Annotated in this window: 16 protein-coding genes; 7 read left to right on the plus strand and 9 right to left on the minus strand. The window is 65.7% G+C overall.

Translation table 11 applies throughout. The annotated features are described in order from the left end of the window. The first annotated feature begins 172 nt into the window (after positions 1-172). Positions 173-1,828, plus strand: a complete 1,656-nt coding sequence (locus WN73_RS23100) for a fumarate hydratase (protein WP_271555001.1) — start codon at positions 173-175, stop codon at positions 1,826-1,828. Between the two features lie 181 nt (positions 1,829-2,009). On the opposite strand, the gene WN73_RS23105 is transcribed toward WN73_RS23100, so the two are convergent. From WN73_RS23105 to WN73_RS23130, 6 genes are all read right to left on the minus strand, one after another. Continuing rightward, complete coding sequence (locus WN73_RS23105; RefSeq protein ID WP_271555003.1) at positions 2,010-2,930, minus strand: SH3 domain-containing protein; 921 nt, start codon at positions 2,928-2,930, stop codon at positions 2,010-2,012. A 12-nt stretch (positions 2,931-2,942) separates the two neighbouring features. Beyond that, positions 2,943-3,239, minus strand: a complete 297-nt coding sequence (locus tag WN73_RS23110; protein ID WP_161534341.1) for a hypothetical protein — start codon at positions 3,237-3,239, stop codon at positions 2,943-2,945. A 106-nt stretch (positions 3,240-3,345) separates the two neighbouring features. Then, a complete protein-coding gene (locus WN73_RS23115; RefSeq protein WP_271555005.1) occupies positions 3,346-3,900 on the minus strand; it encodes an inner membrane-spanning protein YciB in 555 nt (184 codons plus the stop codon). Between the two features lie 12 nt (positions 3,901-3,912). Next, complete coding sequence (locus tag WN73_RS23120) at positions 3,913-4,488, minus strand: hypothetical protein (protein WP_028173311.1); 576 nt, start codon at positions 4,486-4,488, stop codon at positions 3,913-3,915. A 76-nt stretch (positions 4,489-4,564) separates the two neighbouring features. Next, a complete protein-coding gene (locus tag WN73_RS23125) occupies positions 4,565-4,819 on the minus strand; it encodes a hypothetical protein (protein WP_271555008.1) in 255 nt (84 codons plus the stop codon). 144 nt (positions 4,820-4,963) lie between these two features. Continuing rightward, complete coding sequence (locus tag WN73_RS23130) at positions 4,964-6,361, minus strand: carotenoid oxygenase family protein (RefSeq protein WP_110116564.1); 1,398 nt, start codon at positions 6,359-6,361, stop codon at positions 4,964-4,966. Positions 6,362-6,465: 104 nt separating this feature from the next. Between WN73_RS23130 and WN73_RS23135 the strand changes: the two genes are divergently transcribed. After that, positions 6,466-7,194, plus strand: a complete 729-nt coding sequence (locus tag WN73_RS23135) for a TetR/AcrR family transcriptional regulator (RefSeq protein ID WP_271555009.1) — start codon at positions 6,466-6,468, stop codon at positions 7,192-7,194. A 22-nt stretch (positions 7,195-7,216) separates the two neighbouring features. Here WN73_RS23135 and WN73_RS23140 read toward each other — a convergent pair whose 3' ends face one another. Continuing rightward, positions 7,217-7,822: a hypothetical protein gene (locus WN73_RS23140; protein WP_028173315.1), complete on the minus strand. Its 606-nt coding sequence runs from the start codon at positions 7,820-7,822 to the stop codon at positions 7,217-7,219. Between the two features lie 163 nt (positions 7,823-7,985). On the opposite strand from WN73_RS23140, the gene WN73_RS23145 reads away from it, so the two are divergent. Continuing rightward, positions 7,986-8,546 carry an SET domain-containing protein gene (locus WN73_RS23145; RefSeq protein WP_011088531.1) on the plus strand — a complete coding sequence of 187 codons (561 nt, stop codon included), beginning with the start codon at positions 7,986-7,988 and terminating at the stop codon, positions 8,544-8,546. Positions 8,547-8,677: 131 nt separating this feature from the next. Here the strand turns inward: WN73_RS23145 and WN73_RS23150 are convergent, their stop codons facing one another. Continuing rightward, complete coding sequence (locus tag WN73_RS23150; RefSeq protein WP_011088530.1) at positions 8,678-9,076, minus strand: hypothetical protein; 399 nt, start codon at positions 9,074-9,076, stop codon at positions 8,678-8,680. 52 nt (positions 9,077-9,128) lie between these two features. Continuing rightward, positions 9,129-9,359: a hypothetical protein gene (locus WN73_RS23155; protein ID WP_082757092.1), complete on the minus strand. Its 231-nt coding sequence runs from the start codon at positions 9,357-9,359 to the stop codon at positions 9,129-9,131. A 199-nt stretch (positions 9,360-9,558) separates the two neighbouring features. Between WN73_RS23155 and xylB the strand changes: the two genes are divergently transcribed. The 4 genes from xylB (at position 9,559) to WN73_RS23175 (ending at position 14,736) form a co-directional block, all read left to right on the plus strand. Then, the gene (gene xylB / locus WN73_RS23160) at positions 9,559-11,004 is read left to right on the plus strand and encodes a xylulokinase (RefSeq protein ID WP_028173318.1); all 1,446 of its coding nucleotides are present in this window, start codon (positions 9,559-9,561) and stop codon (positions 11,002-11,004) included. Between the two features lie 126 nt (positions 11,005-11,130). Continuing rightward, the gene (locus WN73_RS23165; protein WP_271555012.1) at positions 11,131-12,654 is read left to right on the plus strand and encodes a sugar ABC transporter ATP-binding protein; all 1,524 of its coding nucleotides are present in this window, start codon (positions 11,131-11,133) and stop codon (positions 12,652-12,654) included. Further along, complete coding sequence (locus tag WN73_RS23170) at positions 12,647-13,687, plus strand: ABC transporter permease (RefSeq protein ID WP_011088527.1); 1,041 nt, start codon at positions 12,647-12,649, stop codon at positions 13,685-13,687. The genes WN73_RS23165 and WN73_RS23170 overlap by 8 nt, the downstream gene beginning before the upstream one ends. 101 nt (positions 13,688-13,788) lie before the next feature. Further along, positions 13,789-14,736: an ABC transporter substrate-binding protein gene (locus tag WN73_RS23175; protein ID WP_028173320.1), complete on the plus strand. Its 948-nt coding sequence runs from the start codon at positions 13,789-13,791 to the stop codon at positions 14,734-14,736. The last annotated feature ends 182 nt before the right edge of the window (positions 14,737-14,918 follow it).

Raw genomic sequence — 14,918 nt, forward strand, 5'->3', positions numbered from 1 at the left:
GCACGATCATCACCGCCTGCGGGCGGCCGACGGTGACCGAAAAAGGGCCGTCATGACGTCGAATCGGGATGCCCCGACCGCGCCGGAACGCCTTCCCTTTACGGCAAAAAAGCTTAGAACGCTTCTATGCCAGGGGCCCGCGCCAGGGCTCCAAAACCCCGAGATTCGCTCCATGAACGCTCCCACCGCCTTCCCCGACCCCGCAAAGCCCGTTCCGCCCTACAAGCACACCCCGCTGTTCCCGTTGGGCAAGGACGAGACGCCCTACAAGAAGATTTCGTCCGAGGGTATCCGGGTCGAGAAGGTCCTGGGCAAGGACATGCTGGTGGTGTCGCGCGAGGCGCTGCGGGCGCTGTCGGAGGCGGCTTTCGGCGACATCAACCATTACCTGCGCCCCGGCCATTTGAAGCAGCTCCGCGCGATCCTGGAGGACGGCGAGGCGAGCCCGAACGACAAGTTCGTCGCGCTCGACTTCTTGAAGAACGCCAACATCGCGGCCGGCGGCGTGCTGCCGATGTGCCAGGACACCGGCACCGCGATCATCATGGGCAAGAAGGGCTGCAACGTCATCACCGACGGTGACGACGAGGCGGCGCTGTCGGAAGGCGCGCGCGATGCGTACCTGCGCCGCAACCTGCGCTACTCGCAGGTCGCGCCGCTCTCGATGTACGAGGAGAAGAACACCGCCAACAACATGCCGGCGCAGTGCGAGATCTACGCCGAGGGCGACGACGCCTACAAGTTCATGTTCATGGCGAAGGGCGGCGGCAGCGCCAACAAGAGCTTCCTGTTCCAGGCGACGCCCTCGGTGCTGACCAAGGACCGCCTGCTCGCCTTCCTGAAGGAAAAGATCCTCACGCTCGGCACCGCGGCGTGCCCGCCCTATCACCTCGCCATCGTGATCGGCGGCACCTCGGCCGAGCTCTGCATGAAGACGGTGAAGCTCGCTTCCGCCCGCTATCTCGACGCGCTGCCGGCCCACGGCTCGCCCGACGGCAACGCCTTCCGCGACGTCGAGATGGAGAAGGAAATCCACAAGATGACGCAGTCGCTCGGCGTCGGCGCGCAGTTCGGCGGCAAATATTTCTGCCACGACGTGCGCGTGATCCGCATGCCGCGCCATGGCGCCTCGCTCCCGATCGGGCTTGGCGTGTCCTGCTCGGCCGATCGCCAGGTGCTCGGCAAGATCACCAGGGACGGCGTCTATCTCGAGGAGCTCGAGCACAACCCGGCGCAATATCTGCCGCAGGTCGAAGAGGCGCTGGGCGGCGAGGTCGTCAAGATCGACCTCAACCAGCCGATGAAGGACATTTTGGCGACGTTCTCGAAGCACCCGATCAAGACCCGGGTCTCGATGACCGGCACCATGATCGTCGCGCGCGATTCCGCCCATGCCAAGCTGCGCGAGCGGCTGGAGAAGGGCGAGCCGCTGCCGGACTACTTCAAGAACCATCCGGTCTACTATGCTGGTCCCGCCAAGACGCCCGAGGGCTACGCCTCCGGAGCGTTCGGTCCGACCACCGCGGGCCGCATGGATTCCTTCGTGGACCAGTTCCAGGCCGCGGGCGGCTCCATGGTGATGGTGGCCAAGGGCAACCGCGCGCCGGCCGTGCGCGAGGCCTGCAAGAAATATGGCGGCTTCTATCTCGGCTCGATCGGCGGCGCCGCGGCGAACCTCGCCGAGCACTGCATCAAGAAGGTCGAGGTGCTCGAATATCCCGAGCTCGGCATGGAAGCGATCTGGCGCATCGAAGTCGTGGATTTCCCGGCGTTCATCATCATCGATGACAAGGGGAACGACTTCTTCAAGGAGTTGAATCTGGGCTAGCTCTTCACCTCTCCCCGCTTGCGGGGAGAGGTCGGACTTTGCGCGTCGCGCAAAGTCCGGGTGAGGGGGACTCTCCACGAGTCCAACTGTCACCGTCCTCGCGGAGACTCCCCCTCACTCCAACCCTCTCAGGGCGAGCGAAGCTCGTCGCGTCCCCGCAAGCGGAGCGAGGGGGAAGAGTTCAACTGCAATTCGTGACCTGGTTGGAGCACAGCGCGCGCCACCAGCCGCGGACGCCGTCGTGGCTCTCGACGAGGCCCCAGAGACCGCTGCAAGCGAGCAGGCGCTTGGGGCCGCCGTCGGTATCGATCGCGCCGCCGAGCTCGCGCTGGGCGGGCATCCATGTGGCATCGACGAACGGCGCCTGGAACAGCCCGCCCATGCGCGTGGCGCCGTTGGCGTAGGCGGCGCCGACCTTGTTGGAGGCGACCCAGCCGCGCCCGGCATAGGGCTTTGGCGCGCTGCGCGGATATCTCTTGTCGTCCTCGTAGTCCTTGCCCGGCGGCTTGGCGCCTTCGATCAGAAACCAGCCGTCCTTGAATCCGATGATGCGGAATTCGGTCAGCCAGCCGCCGTCGGGCGTGTTCTCGGCGCCGCCCAGTCTTAGCCGATAGGGTGGCGGCAGCGTGCCGAGCACACGCGCCTTCACTGACGGCTCGGCGCGCACGTTGAGGCCATCAGGGTCCTTGTCGATCGACCAGGCGCCGAGGTCGCAGGGCTCGGTGCCATCGGGCAGCGTCGCGCGCTTGGCGGCGAGATCGGCGTGCAGCTTTGCGAAATCGGTGTCGTCGTTGTCAGGATCCGGCCCGGTGCGCGGCTTCAGCTCGGCTGAGACGGCGCGCGTCGCATCCGGCATCAGCTTGACCACGAGCGCCTGGCGTGCGGCGAACACGCTTGCGGGCGTCTTCGGATCATTCGATGTCGCGGGATAAACGGCGAGGTAACCGGTCGAGCCGTCGGTCCGATAGGCGGTGCCGGCCACAAAGCCCGCCGGCACCATGGCGAGCGCGCTTGCGCGCCACGCCGGTTCGGTGTCATCCGCGCGCGCTGCTTGTGTGACGACGCACAGAATCGCCGCCGCGATGAAACGGAGCACGCGCATGGCTGCGTGGCCTTACGCCCGCGCGCCCGTGAACGGGAAGCTGCCCATCGGGCCGATGCCCATCTCGCCGCTGATGCTGTCGCCGGAGACGGTGCCGTTGAATTCGAGCGTGAGCGGCATCGGTTTGTCGATCGAGACTTTCCAGGAGACGTTGTCGCCAGAGACGGTGCCGTCGAAGATCTCGGCGGAGTTACCTTCCGCAATCTGCGCGCCCGTGAGCGTGCCGCCCGCGGCCTTCAGGCTGAGCGTCGAGTTGCGCTCGCCCATCGGCGTCGTCATGGTCAGATTCCAGTTGCCGTCTACGGCCATTCCCGTCTCCCGAACAAATCCCGGCGGGCCGCGACGATCCGCGGCCAGTCCTGAGCGAGCCTATAACCCAACTCGGCGCGCCTGCCTAACGCTGCATTGGAGGCATTTAGGCGCGGGCCGCGGCGCGCCGGCGGCTGGTGACGATGAGCCGGAGCACGACATACTGCACGGCAAAGGCGAGGATCTTGGCGCCGCCCGCGACCACCGTGATGTAGAACGCCCACAGCTTCAGATCGCCCGTAGCGGCGACCGCGATCATGCCGGCGCCGATCACGAACATCAGCGCCGCCCAGGCATAGCCCGCAGCGGTGACATATTCCGGAACGGTCTCAGCGACGATCGGCGGCATGTAGCGCAGCATCCAGCCGCGCTTGAGCATGATGGCGCCGATCGCGAAATGCGCGATCGAGGGCTTTGCCAGCATGAAGCGGGGATCATTGGTCAGTAGCGTGACCGTGCCCAGCACGACGACGAGCGCGAGGCTTGCATAGGTCATGTAGTTGAGCTGCTGCCCCTTGACGCGGGCGTAGATCATCTGCGCGATCGCACCGGCAATCGCCACCGACGTTGCCAGGACGACGTTGTCGGTGATGAGGTAGACGATAAGGAAGACGATGGCGGAGAGGAAGTCGGAGGCGAGGCGGGCGAATACGTCCTTCATCGTCGATCCTGTTCAGCGGGCGTTGGGCAGCGCGGCGGCCGGCGTACCGTACTTGATCTGGCGATACTCGGGATACCATTTTGTGAAGTAGATCGCGCTGTTGCGGGCGGCGAAGGCGACCGCAAGGCTCGACCAGAGCGGCAGGCCCGGGACATAGAGCAGCACGAGATTGGCGGCTGCCATCAGCAGCGCCGCCGCGGTCCAAGCGCCGGTGATGACGTAATTGGCATAGAGAAAGCCGGGCATCGCCGCGGTCTCGGCCGGGACCGATTCGATCGCATATTGCAGGGTGAAGGGACGGCGGACCAGCATCGAGCCGAGCGAGATGACGAAGATCCCGACATCGACCGACAGCTTGATGCCGAGCGTGCCGAGTGCGGGGTCGATCAGCGCGAGGTAGAGGCCGATCGCGGCGAACTCGATCGCGGAGCCCGCAGCCAGGATCTTCACCGAGCGGCCCTGCGCCACGTCGATGGCCACGGTGGCGAGGCAGATCGCGGAGGCCGCGAAGACGCTGACCGTGGCCGACGTCACCAGCATCAGGAAAGTGTAGGCGCCGTAGGGCGCGAGGATCAGGAAAATTGTCATGGGCCGCCTCGGTCGAGCCGATCTTTACAATGGAAAGATTCCTACTTCAGGGGCGCGCGTGGGTCAAGCAATATCTTTACAGTGTCAAAATCACGTAGGCGACCTCCAAAAGATGAAGGCCTGCAACGACTTGGTCCGATGCCTCCGTGGCCAATTCCGCCCAGGGCAGGAGCGGCAGCGCGCAGCCGGTCATGAAGCCGGCGGAGAGCAAGATGCCGCCGTTGAAGGTGCCATGGCTTCCCCGCCACAGCCAGGTCATCCAGAGTGCGAGCGCGGCGCAGGCCAGGGCGAGGACGGCGAGACAGTCGGCGGTGATCGAGGGCATGTGCATGGGAAATTCCTCTTTCCGTCATTCCGGGGCACGCGAAGCGTCGAGCTGCGGTGCGCAATTGCGTGTTTGAGGATCCGTCGAGCCGCAGAGCACGCGGTGAAATGGATTCCGGGTTCGCGACTTCGTCGCACCCCGGAATGACGGCTATGCCGCTCCCACCCAATTGCCGTGAAAGCCGTCGGGCACGCGGTGGCCGAGTTGCACCAATGCGGCGGGGCCGGCCTCGATGTCGGTGGCATTGAACACGGCGAGGTCGCTGCGGTTCTCCCGCGCGCGCCACACCACGGCGAGCAGCCAGCCGTCGCCTTCGGCTGCATCGCTCGATCGCTCGACGAAGACCGGCTCGGAGATGGTGTCGCCGGCCGGCAGCAGATAATGGCCGAGCCGTTTGCCGTTGCCGTCGACATGGACGATGCCGGACAGCGCGCCGAACATCGGCAGTTTCGGATTGGCGCAGGCGTACCAGCCGTGACGGCTCTTCAGCCCGGCGCGGCGATCGTCGATGCGCGGGAATTCGCCGGTGAGGTCGTCCAGATACGTCTGCTGGAAGCGATCGGTATTCCCCGAGAGATCGAAGGTCCAGCGGCAATGGCGGGCGCGCGATTTTTCCGGATCCGTCGGCCGGCCGTCGGGATGCGGAAACAGCGGCGCTTCCTCGAACTGCATGACGTCGGCGACGATGCGGTTGCCTTCCTCCCAGGCATTCATGATGTGGAAGACGTAGCAGGCTTCACCGCGGAACCAGACGATGTCCTTGGCCGTGCCGTTGCGCTTCATCACGCCGACATAGGCGCCCTTGTCCGGCTCCCAGGCATAGGGCGGCCGTCCGCTCATCGCGCGCTCCATGCTGCCGGCGATGGGAAGGATCGGAAACAGCACATGGTTCGCGGTGACGATGAAGTCGTGCACCATGCTGGCATAGGGCGCCTCGAAACGTTCGAACCGCGTCGCCTTGCCGGCGGCATCGATCGATCCGTAGGAGAGGGCAGGCGTCAGCGGTCCCGCGGCGTTGTAACCGAAGAACAGCATCTCGCCGGTGACGGGATCGACCTTCGGATGCGCCGTGAAGCTGCCGGCGATGCGGCCCCGATAATTGTGATAGCCGCGCGTGGCCAGCGTGCCCGGCTCGATCTCGGTCGGCAGATGCGCTTCTTCCAGCGCCAGCAGCTTGCCGGCGTGGAAGATGATGTTGGTGTTGGCGACGCCGCCGTCGGTGAGATCAGCCGGGGCATCCGGCAGCTTGCGGCCGAAGCCGCCGAACAAAGCGCGGCCCGCGTCGTGCTCGGCGAGCCATTTCGGCGTGCGGACCCAGCGGTTGCGGTAGCTGGCGCGGCCATTCTCGAGGTGGAAGGCGTGCAGCATGCCGTCGCCGACGAACCAGTGCGCGCCGGGCGCGTCGAATTGCGGATTGGGGCCGTTGCGAAAGAGCGTGCCGTTCAGCTCGCGCGGCAATTCGCCGATGATCTTGAGGAAGGGCGCGTCGGCCTCGAATGGAATCGGCGCGATATTGTTGCGGCGCTCGGCGATGGCGTCGTGCTGCACGGCGTGCCCCCTTATCTTTACATCGTAAAGATCAATTAGCCGTGTCGGCAGTTCTGGTCAAGTGAAATCTTTACACTGTCAATATTGCGTCATATAGCTTGCAAATGGCCAAGACCGACACCAAAGGCGAAATGGCGCGAAGCTCGCGTGCCCCCAGAAGAATGACGTCGACCGCGGCATCGCGCCCGGTGCGCCGTGCGGCGAGTGCGAAGACGGAGGCGCCGTATCATCACGGCGCGCTGCGCGAGGCGCTGCTCCAGGCCGCCGAACGGGTGCTGGAGCGCGACGGGCTTGCGGGCCTGACGTTGCGCGCGGTGGCGCGCGAGGCGGGTGTATCGCATGCTGCGCCGACCCATCATTTCGGCGATCTCACCGGCCTTCTCAGCGAGCTCGCGGCCGTCGGCTTCCGCCAGTTCAACGCGGCGATGGCGTCAGCCTGCGACACCGCGACCACGCCGCTCGCGCGCGCGCTGGCGCGGCCGAAAGCCTATGTCGCCTATGCGCAGGCCCATCCCGGCATGTACGGCATCATGTTCCGCACCGAGCGGCTCGACTATTCCAGGCCCTCGCTGCACGAGGCTGCCGAAGCCTCCTTCGCCGGACTTGCCAACGCCATCGGCGCGATGCGGCAGGAGCAGATCAGCGGCGACGCGCTGACGCTCGACCAGGGCGCCGCGATCGCGCGCGCTTGGTCGATGGTGCACGGCTTCACCACCCTGCTGCTCGACGGACGGCTCAAGGATATTTTGGAGCGGCTGCCCGAGGGGACGACGGCCGAACGGCTGCTTGAGGTGATGCTGACGGCGCCGATTACAGCGAAGTTGCCGACATAGCGCCTTCGATCGGGCGCAGCCCCTACCGCATCGTCGCGAGCTCGACGGCGCGGCCGCGCGTGCCGATGACCTTCACCTCGTCCTTGCAGCAGGTGAAGCCGCGGGCAAAATCGTCCGCGGCCTTGCGTGCGAGCTCATTGGCGTTCGGGTTGGCGATCGCATCGACATAGGCGACGTGGCAGACCGGGCCCGGCGGCAGCCGCGTGACGACCAGCATGGCCTTGGTGTTCGGCCGCCCCTGCTTGTCGGGATCGGTGCCGTCGGCGATGTGCCAGCGCTGGATGATCGCAAACGGCTTTTGGCCGGCGGCGCGCCACTCGACGGTGGTCTCGGATGAATTGAACGGGGCGAACCAGATCTTGGCCGCCGGTTCCTCGGCCGCTTCCTTGCGATTGCGCCCGACCGAGACGATCTCGCGAAGATCGTCCTCGGCGATCAGCACCATCAGGCCATCTTTGCCGGGACACATACGCGTCGTGCTGCCGTCGAGCTCGCTGGGCTTTCCGAGCTGGCGGCAGTCCTTGGGCGCCGTCGAAGTGTACGTGCTGCCCACGGATTGGGCGTTTGCGCCACCAAGGACGGTGCACATCAGCAACACGGCCAGGCACGTTGTGGTGATGCGGGTCATCATGAGGCTTTGATGCATCGGGAACTCCGTACCATCAGACGTCTTGATTGTGGGCAAGGTTCAAACAGGCCTACCTGAGACCTGACAGCGGCGCGGAATCGTTCTAGAAGAGCGGCTTCGCTTGGGCCCGTCCGGCCTTGTTCGCGTCCTCGTTCTCCAGATCATGCCAGCCATTTCGTCGAACAAACCTTATCGCGTCGGCCGCTCCAAGACCGGGCTCGGCCTCTTCGCCACCAAACCGATCAAGAAGGGGACCCGGATCATCCGTTATTTCGGACCGATCCTGGACTCGCGGATCCCTGCGCACGACGAGATCGAGAACAAATATCTGTTCGAGCTCAACGGCCGCTGGACCATCGACGGCTCGGTGCGCAAGAACCTCGCCCGCTACATCAACCATTCCTGCCGGCCCAACGCCGAGTCCGACGTTCGCCCGCGCGAGCGCAAGGTCTTCATCCGCGCCATCAAGAACATCGAGCCGGGCGACGAGATCAACTACGATTACGGCACCGACTACTTCAAAGCCTATCTGAAGCCGATCGGCTGCAAATGCGCCTCCTGCGAGACCAAGCGCAAGAAGCTGCGCGCCGAGGAGCGGGCCGAACGCGCCAAGGTGAAGGCGCGCACGGAAGCCAAGGCCAAGAAGGCAGGCGCCAAGGCCGTCAAAAAGAAGAAGCTCAACGGCCACGCCGTCGGCAAGGCCAACGGCAGCGCGCGGGCGTAGCCGTTCATCGCGGTGTCATGCCCCGCGAAAGCGGGGCATCCAGTACGCCGCGGCTTCTCCGTATCCCTCAGGCGTCTCTGGAATACTGGGTCGCCCGGCTAAACCGGGCGACGACAGCAGCGGATGCGGCCTCACGCCGCCACGACGCGCCCGCTCTTCCGCAATCCCACATATTGCAGCTCGGCGAAGACGCCGGTGGCGATCGCCTGGGCCACGACCATGAGCTCGCCCGCGATGTTCGGCGAGACCGCGCCCGAGAGCAGCAGCGCGATGCTGCCGACCGTCCAGGCCGCGTTGCCGACCACAACGAGCAGGACGAGCGGCTTCGGCACCGCGGCGCGCGCGGCAAACCAGCCGACCAGCGCGGTGTAGGCGATCAGGAACAGGCCGGTCTCGCGCAGCAGCGCTTCGGGCAGGTTGAACAACGTTGCGAAGGCGCCTGCGCCGAAAGTGAAGCCGAGGGCGGCCGCGCCGCTGAAGATCGCGTCGGCGAGCAGGGCGCGACGCAGGAAGGTGGATGCGTCAATCATCGTAGGTCTCCTTGCTTGGGTTGGGCTTGGGGGTGGAATCTTGGGGTGGAATTCAGCGCAGTCCGCGCCACCAGGCGCTGAGCAGGCGGGCGATGCGGAACGGGCAGAGGCTCCTGCCGACGCCGTGCTCGAAGGCGAGCACCTGTGCGACCACATAGTCGCCGGTCGAATGCACCAGCGGCTCGGGCATGTTGAGGCTGCGCGCCAGCATGCGGGTGGCGAGCGCCATGGCCCAGGGAACAAGGTGGTCTGCAACGGTCCGGTAGAGCAGCAGCGCGATCATGATCATCTCCTGTGCTAGGGAAGATGCGCCGCAGCGACGCCGAATTCGATTACCTCGCAGGTAAGCGGGGCGGCTCTGCGGCTCTTTCGGCCTGGAGATCGACGAATGGCAGAGCCTGCCTTGACGCGATCAGGCTTCTTGGATTGATTGGGCCATCCGACCGCCGTCGTCCATCCGGCGTCGGCAATTGTACGCATCCATGTATCTCGGCATCGATCTCGGCACCTCGGCGGTCAAGACCGTTCTCGTCGACTCCGCGCAGCGCGTGATTGCCAGCGAAAGCCGGCCGCTCGCGACCGCTTCGCCGCGGCCCGGCTACTCCGAGCAGGATCCCGCGCAGTGGGTCGAGGCGACCTTCGCCACGCTGGATGCCTTGAAGGCGACGCATGCCGGCGCGTTGGCCGTGGTCGAAGGCATCGGACTGTCGGGCCAGATGCATGGCGCCACGCTGCTCGACGCGAGCGCAAGACCGCTGCGGCCTTGTATCCTCTGGAACGACGGGCGGTCCGTCGCCGAGTGCCGCATCCTGGAGCAACGCTGGCCCGCCTTGCGCGCGACGACGGGCAACAAGGCGATGCCCGGATTCACCGCGCCAAAGCTGCTCTGGATTGCGACGCACGAGCCCGAGGTTTTTGCCGCGACGAAACGCGTCCTGCTTCCGAAGGCCTATTTGCGCCTGGTCCTGACGGGCGAAGCCGTCGAGGATGTCTCGGACGCATCGGGCTCGCTGTGGCTCGACGCCGCGCGCAGGGACTGGTCGGATGCAGCACTGGCCGCGACCGGCCTGTCGCGCGATCACATGCCGCGACTGGTCGAGGGCTGCGCGCCCGCGGCAACATTGCGCAGCGAGCTCGCGCAACGCTGGGGCATGGTCAGACGGCCGACCTTCGCGGGCGGTGCGGGTGACAATCCGGCGGGTGCCGTCGGCATTGGCGCGATCAGGGCGGGAACCGCGTTCATCTCGCTGGGAACCTCGGGCGCCTTGCTGGTGCCGACGAGCAGGATCGCCGCCAACCCGGATCGCGGGGTGCATACGTTCTGCCACGCCATTCCCGCAATGTGGATTCAGGCTGGCGCGATTCTCTCCGCGGCCTCCTGTCTTGCCTGGATTTCGCGCTTGTTCGGCATTGCCGAGGCGGAATTGCTGGCACCGCTTGGGTCGCGCCCGCAGATGCCCTCGCCGGTGAGCTTCCTGCCTTACCTGGCGGGTGAGCGGACACCGCACGACGATCCTGCCGTGCGCGGCATGCTCGATGGCTTGAGCCACGGCACCGATCGCGAGGCGATCGTGCAGGCCGTGCTCGAGGGCGTTGCCTTCGCGCTCGCGGATTGCCGCGACGTGCTCGCGGATGCCGGCATTGCGGTCGCGGAAGCCGATGCCATCGGAGGCGGTTCACGGTCCCGGTTCTGGTTGTCGGTGCTGGCAAGCGTTCTGAATGTTCCGATCCATCGCTTTGCCGAAGGTGAAACCGGCGCGGCGTTCGGTGCGGCAAGATTGGGGCGTCTTGCTGTCACGGGTGAGGCAATCGACGCCGTCTGCACGCCGCCGCGACGCGTCGAGACGTTCGAGCCTGATCGCGTGCTCGTCGATGCCTATGCCGATCGGCTTCCCGCCTGGCGCGAACTGTATCGGCCACGCCGCTAGCGCCGTTTCGATTTCGCTTTCCCGTCTGTTCGGTATTGCCCTGTGCCGCGGCGTTTTGTTTAATGCGCGAACCGCGCTGAGAAAACGAGACGCGGGTGGGAAACGCATTGTGCGTCGGGAGGCACGATGAACGATCCGATCCTCGAGATGCGCGGGGTCTCGAAAAGCTTCTTCGGCATCAAGGCGCTGCGTGCCGTCGATCTCACCGTCTATCCCGGCGAAATCCATGCCCTGATGGGCGAGAATGGCGCCGGCAAATCGACTCTGATGAAGATATTGTCCGGCGCCTACCGGCCCGATTCGGGCGGAGAGATCCGCATCGAAGGCAGGCCGGTGCGGATCGAAGGCCCGCTCGGCGGCCGCGCCGCGGGCATCTCCATCATCTATCAGGAGCTGTCTTTGGCTCCCAATCTCAGTGTCGCGGAGAATATTTATCTCGGCCGCGAGATCTCGCGCTCGGGCTTGCTGGCGCGCGGCGCCATGCGCCAGGGCGTCGGCCCCATCCTGGAACGGCTGGGCGCGGACTTCCAGCCATCGACATTGGTGGCGCATCTGTCGATGGGCCAGCGCCAGCTCGTCGAGATCGCGCGTGCGCTGCACGCGAGGTCGAAAATCCTGATCATGGACGAGCCGACCACTGCGCTGTCGGCCGGCGAGAGCGAACGGCTGTTCGCGCTGATCCGTCAGCTCCGCGCCGAGGGGCTCGCCATCATCTACATCTCGCATCGCATGGACGAGGTCTACGCGCTCGGCGACCGCGTCACCGTCTTGCGCGATGGCCGTCTCGTGGGCTCGCTCGACAAGCCGGAAATCCGGGCCGATACCATCGTGCGGCTGATGGTGGGGCGCGACGTCTCCTCTTTCTACAAGAAGGACCATGACCCGGAGGCGGGGCGGGGACACCCTGTGCTCAGTGCGATCGACATGTCTGACGGCCGGCGCGTCAAGGGCTGCTCGCTCACCGTGCATGCCGGCGAGGTAGTGGGGCTTGCCGGCCTGATCGGTGCCGGACGCACGGAGCTTGCGCATCTCATCATCGGCGCGGCGGCAAAAACGTCGGGCCGTCTCGAACTCGAAGGCCGCCCGATCGACATCCGCACGCCCGGCGAGGCGCTCGAGGCCGGCATCGCCTATCTGACGGAGGACAGGAAGGCGCTCGGCCTGTTTCTCGACATGTCATGCTTGGACAACATCAATCTCGCGGTGCTCGGGCGCGATGCGAAGCTTGGCTGGTTCCTGGATGGTGACAAGGCGCGCGAGCGCGCCGACAGGGCCTTCGCGGGGCTCAGCATCCGCGCGGCCAATGTCAGCGTCCCGGCCGGGGGCCTGTCCGGCGGCAACCAGCAGAAGGTGCTCTTGTCGCGGCTTCTCGCCATCGCGCCAAAGATCCTGATCCTCGACGAGCCGACGCGCGGCGTCGATGTCGGCGCGAAGTCGGAGATCTATTCGATCATCGACAATCTCGCCAAGGCCGGCACAGCGATCCTCGTCATCTCGTCCGACCTGCCGGAGATCATCGGCATCTGCGATCGCGTCATCGTGATGCGGTCGGGACACATCGCAGGCGAGGTCAGCCGAACCGAGACGGCGCCGCTCAATCAGGAGGATATCATGGCACTTGCTACGGGGATGGAGCATCTCGATGCCTGATAACGGATCGACGCAGGCGAAGGCCGCCACGGCAAACGGCCTGGCCGCCGCCCAGGAGACCAGGCGTCAGCGCATCAGGCTTCTGATCCGCGCGGCCGGCATGCTGCCGGTGTTGCTGCTGCTATGCGCCGGCTTTCACTACCTGTCGGATGGCCGTTTCTTCACCGGACAGAATCTCGGCATCGTCTTGCAGCAGGCCGCCGTCAACACCGTGCTTGCCGCGGGCATGACCTTCGTCATCCTGACCGGCGGCATCGATCTCTCGGTCGGCTCGATCCTGGCGGCGTCCGCGATGGCCGGCCTGACGATCTCGAAACTGCCGGAGCTCGGGGCGCTGTGGCTGCCGGCCGCCGTTCTCACCGGCCTCGGCTTCGGTGTCGTCAATGGCGCGCTGATCGCGCTGTTGCGCCTGCCGCCGTTCATCGTGACGCTGGGCTCGCTCACCGCCGTGCGCGGTCTGGCGCGGCTGCTCGGCGCCGACACCACGGTGTTCAATCCTTCCATTCCCTACGCTTTCATCGGCAACGGCTCGCTGACGCTCGTTCCGGGCGTTGCTTCGATCCCGTGGCTCTCGGTGATCGCTTTGCTCGTCATCCTCGTCTCGTGGCTGGTGCTGCGCCGGACCGTGCTCGGCGTGCACATCTACGCGGTGGGCGGCAACGAGAGCGCGGCGCGGCTTGCCGGCATCAAGGTCTGGGCCGTGCTGATCTTCGTCTACGGCGCATCGGGGCTGCTGGCCGGACTTGGCGGCGCCATGCAGGCGGCGCGGCTCTATGCGGCCAACGGTCTTCAACTCGGCCAGTCCTATGAGCTCGACGCCATCACCGCCGTGATCCTCGGCGGCACCTCTTTCGTCGGCGGTATCGGCTCGATCTGGGGCACGCTGGTCGGCGCGCTGATCATCGCGGTGCTGTCGAACGGCCTGATCCTCACCGGCGTCTCGGACATCTGGCAATATGTGATCAAGGGCCTGGTGATCATCGGCGCCGTGGCGCTGGACCGCTACCGGTTGCAAGGCTCGGCCAGAACTTGAAAGGTGCGGCGCGCAGCTGAGCGCGGGTGGTTCGATGCGAGATTCCGGTACGGCAACTGGTCAGCCGTGCCGGAGATGAAGACAGACCAGGGAGGAAGCCAATGTTGAAGACGATCACGCTTGCCGGCGCCGCGACGGTGCTTGCCCTAAGCACCGCGCCGTCCTTCGCCAAGGAGCTCAAGTCGATCGGCGTTTCGCTCGGCTCGCTGGGCAACCCGTTCTTCGTCGCGCTGTCGAAGGGCGCCGAGTTCGAGGCCAAGAAGGCCAATCCCAATGTGAAGGTCACCACGGTCGGCTTCGAATACGACCTCGGCAAGCAGGTCACCCAGATCGACAATTTCATCGCCGCCGGCGTCGACCTGATCCTGTTGAACCCCGGCGACCCCAAGGCGATCGGACCGGCGATCAAGAAGGCACAGGCGGCGGGTATCGTCGTCGTCGCGGTCGACACCGCGGCCGAAGGCGCCGATGCCACCGTGACCACGAACAACGTCCAGGCCGGCGAAATTTCCTGCCAGTACATCGTCGACAAGCTGGGAGGCAAGGGCGACGTCATCATCGAGAACGGGCCGCAGGTTTCCGCCGTGATCGACCGCGTCGTCGGCTGCAAGAACGTCTTCTCGAAGAATCCCGGCATCAAGGTGCTGTCCAACGACCAGGACGGCAAGGGCTCGCGCGAGGGCGGCCTCACCGTTGCGCAGGGTTACCTGACCCGCTTCCCCAAGATCGACGCCATCTTCGCCATCAACGATCCGCAGGCGATCGGCACCGACCTCGCAGCGCGCCAGCAAAACCGCACCGGCATCGTCATCACCGCGGTCGACGGCGCGCCCGATATCGAGGCCGCGCTGAAGGATCCCGCATCGCTACAGATCCAGGCTTCCGCGTCACAGGATCCGTTCTTCATGGCGCGGCGCGCCGTGCAGGTCGGTGTCGGTATTCTCAATGGCCAGAAGCCGGCATCGACCGTCGAGCTTCTGCCGTCGAAGCTTGTGACCCGGGACAATGTCGCCGAGTACAAGGGGTGGACGTCGGATCGGTCGCAGTAGCCATTCTGCATCTGTCGCGGGACTTATCGGCCAGTGGCGCTCGGACGGTGCAGGCTGCGCGTTCGAGGCCACTGTGGTCGCGCTGCAAGACGGCCCAGGAAATGCCCGGCAATGGTCTTGCATGACCATTGCGCGGACATCGACGCTCGTCGGCAATCCAGCGATTTCTGGAACTCAAGCGC

The organism is Bradyrhizobium sp. CCBAU 45394, assembly GCF_028128655.1.
Lineage (GTDB): Bacteria > Pseudomonadota > Alphaproteobacteria > Rhizobiales > Xanthobacteraceae > Bradyrhizobium > Bradyrhizobium diazoefficiens.

Coding starts and splice junctions, on each gene's coding strand:
- WN73_RS23170 (WP_011088527.1), top strand. CDS start 12,647: ATGCCTGATAACGGATCGACGCAGGCGAAGGCCGCCACGGCAAACGGC.
- WN73_RS23120 (WP_028173311.1), bottom strand. CDS start 4,488: ATGACAATTTTCCTGATCCTCGCGCCCTACGGCGCCTACACTTTCCTG.
- WN73_RS23150 (WP_011088530.1), bottom strand. CDS start 9,076: ATGATTGACGCATCCACCTTCCTGCGTCGCGCCCTGCTCGCCGACGCG.
- WN73_RS23110 (WP_161534341.1), bottom strand. CDS start 3,239: ATGGCCGTAGACGGCAACTGGAATCTGACCATGACGACGCCGATGGGC.
- WN73_RS23165 (WP_271555012.1), top strand. CDS start 11,131: ATGAACGATCCGATCCTCGAGATGCGCGGGGTCTCGAAAAGCTTCTTC.
- WN73_RS23115 (WP_271555005.1), bottom strand. CDS start 3,900: ATGAAGGACGTATTCGCCCGCCTCGCCTCCGACTTCCTCTCCGCCATC.
- WN73_RS23175 (WP_028173320.1), top strand. CDS start 13,789: ATGTTGAAGACGATCACGCTTGCCGGCGCCGCGACGGTGCTTGCCCTA.
- WN73_RS23145 (WP_011088531.1), top strand. CDS start 7,986: ATGCCAGCCATTTCGTCGAACAAACCTTATCGCGTCGGCCGCTCCAAG.
- WN73_RS23100 (WP_271555001.1), top strand. CDS start 173: ATGAACGCTCCCACCGCCTTCCCCGACCCCGCAAAGCCCGTTCCGCCC.
- xylB (WP_028173318.1), top strand. CDS start 9,559: ATGTATCTCGGCATCGATCTCGGCACCTCGGCGGTCAAGACCGTTCTC.
- WN73_RS23140 (WP_028173315.1), bottom strand. CDS start 7,822: ATGACCCGCATCACCACAACGTGCCTGGCCGTGTTGCTGATGTGCACC.
- WN73_RS23125 (WP_271555008.1), bottom strand. CDS start 4,819: ATGCACATGCCCTCGATCACCGCCGACTGTCTCGCCGTCCTCGCCCTG.
- WN73_RS23155 (WP_082757092.1), bottom strand. CDS start 9,359: ATGATCGCGCTGCTGCTCTACCGGACCGTTGCAGACCACCTTGTTCCC.
- WN73_RS23105 (WP_271555003.1), bottom strand. CDS start 2,930: ATGCGCGTGCTCCGTTTCATCGCGGCGGCGATTCTGTGCGTCGTCACA.
- WN73_RS23135 (WP_271555009.1), top strand. CDS start 6,466: ATGGCCAAGACCGACACCAAAGGCGAAATGGCGCGAAGCTCGCGTGCC.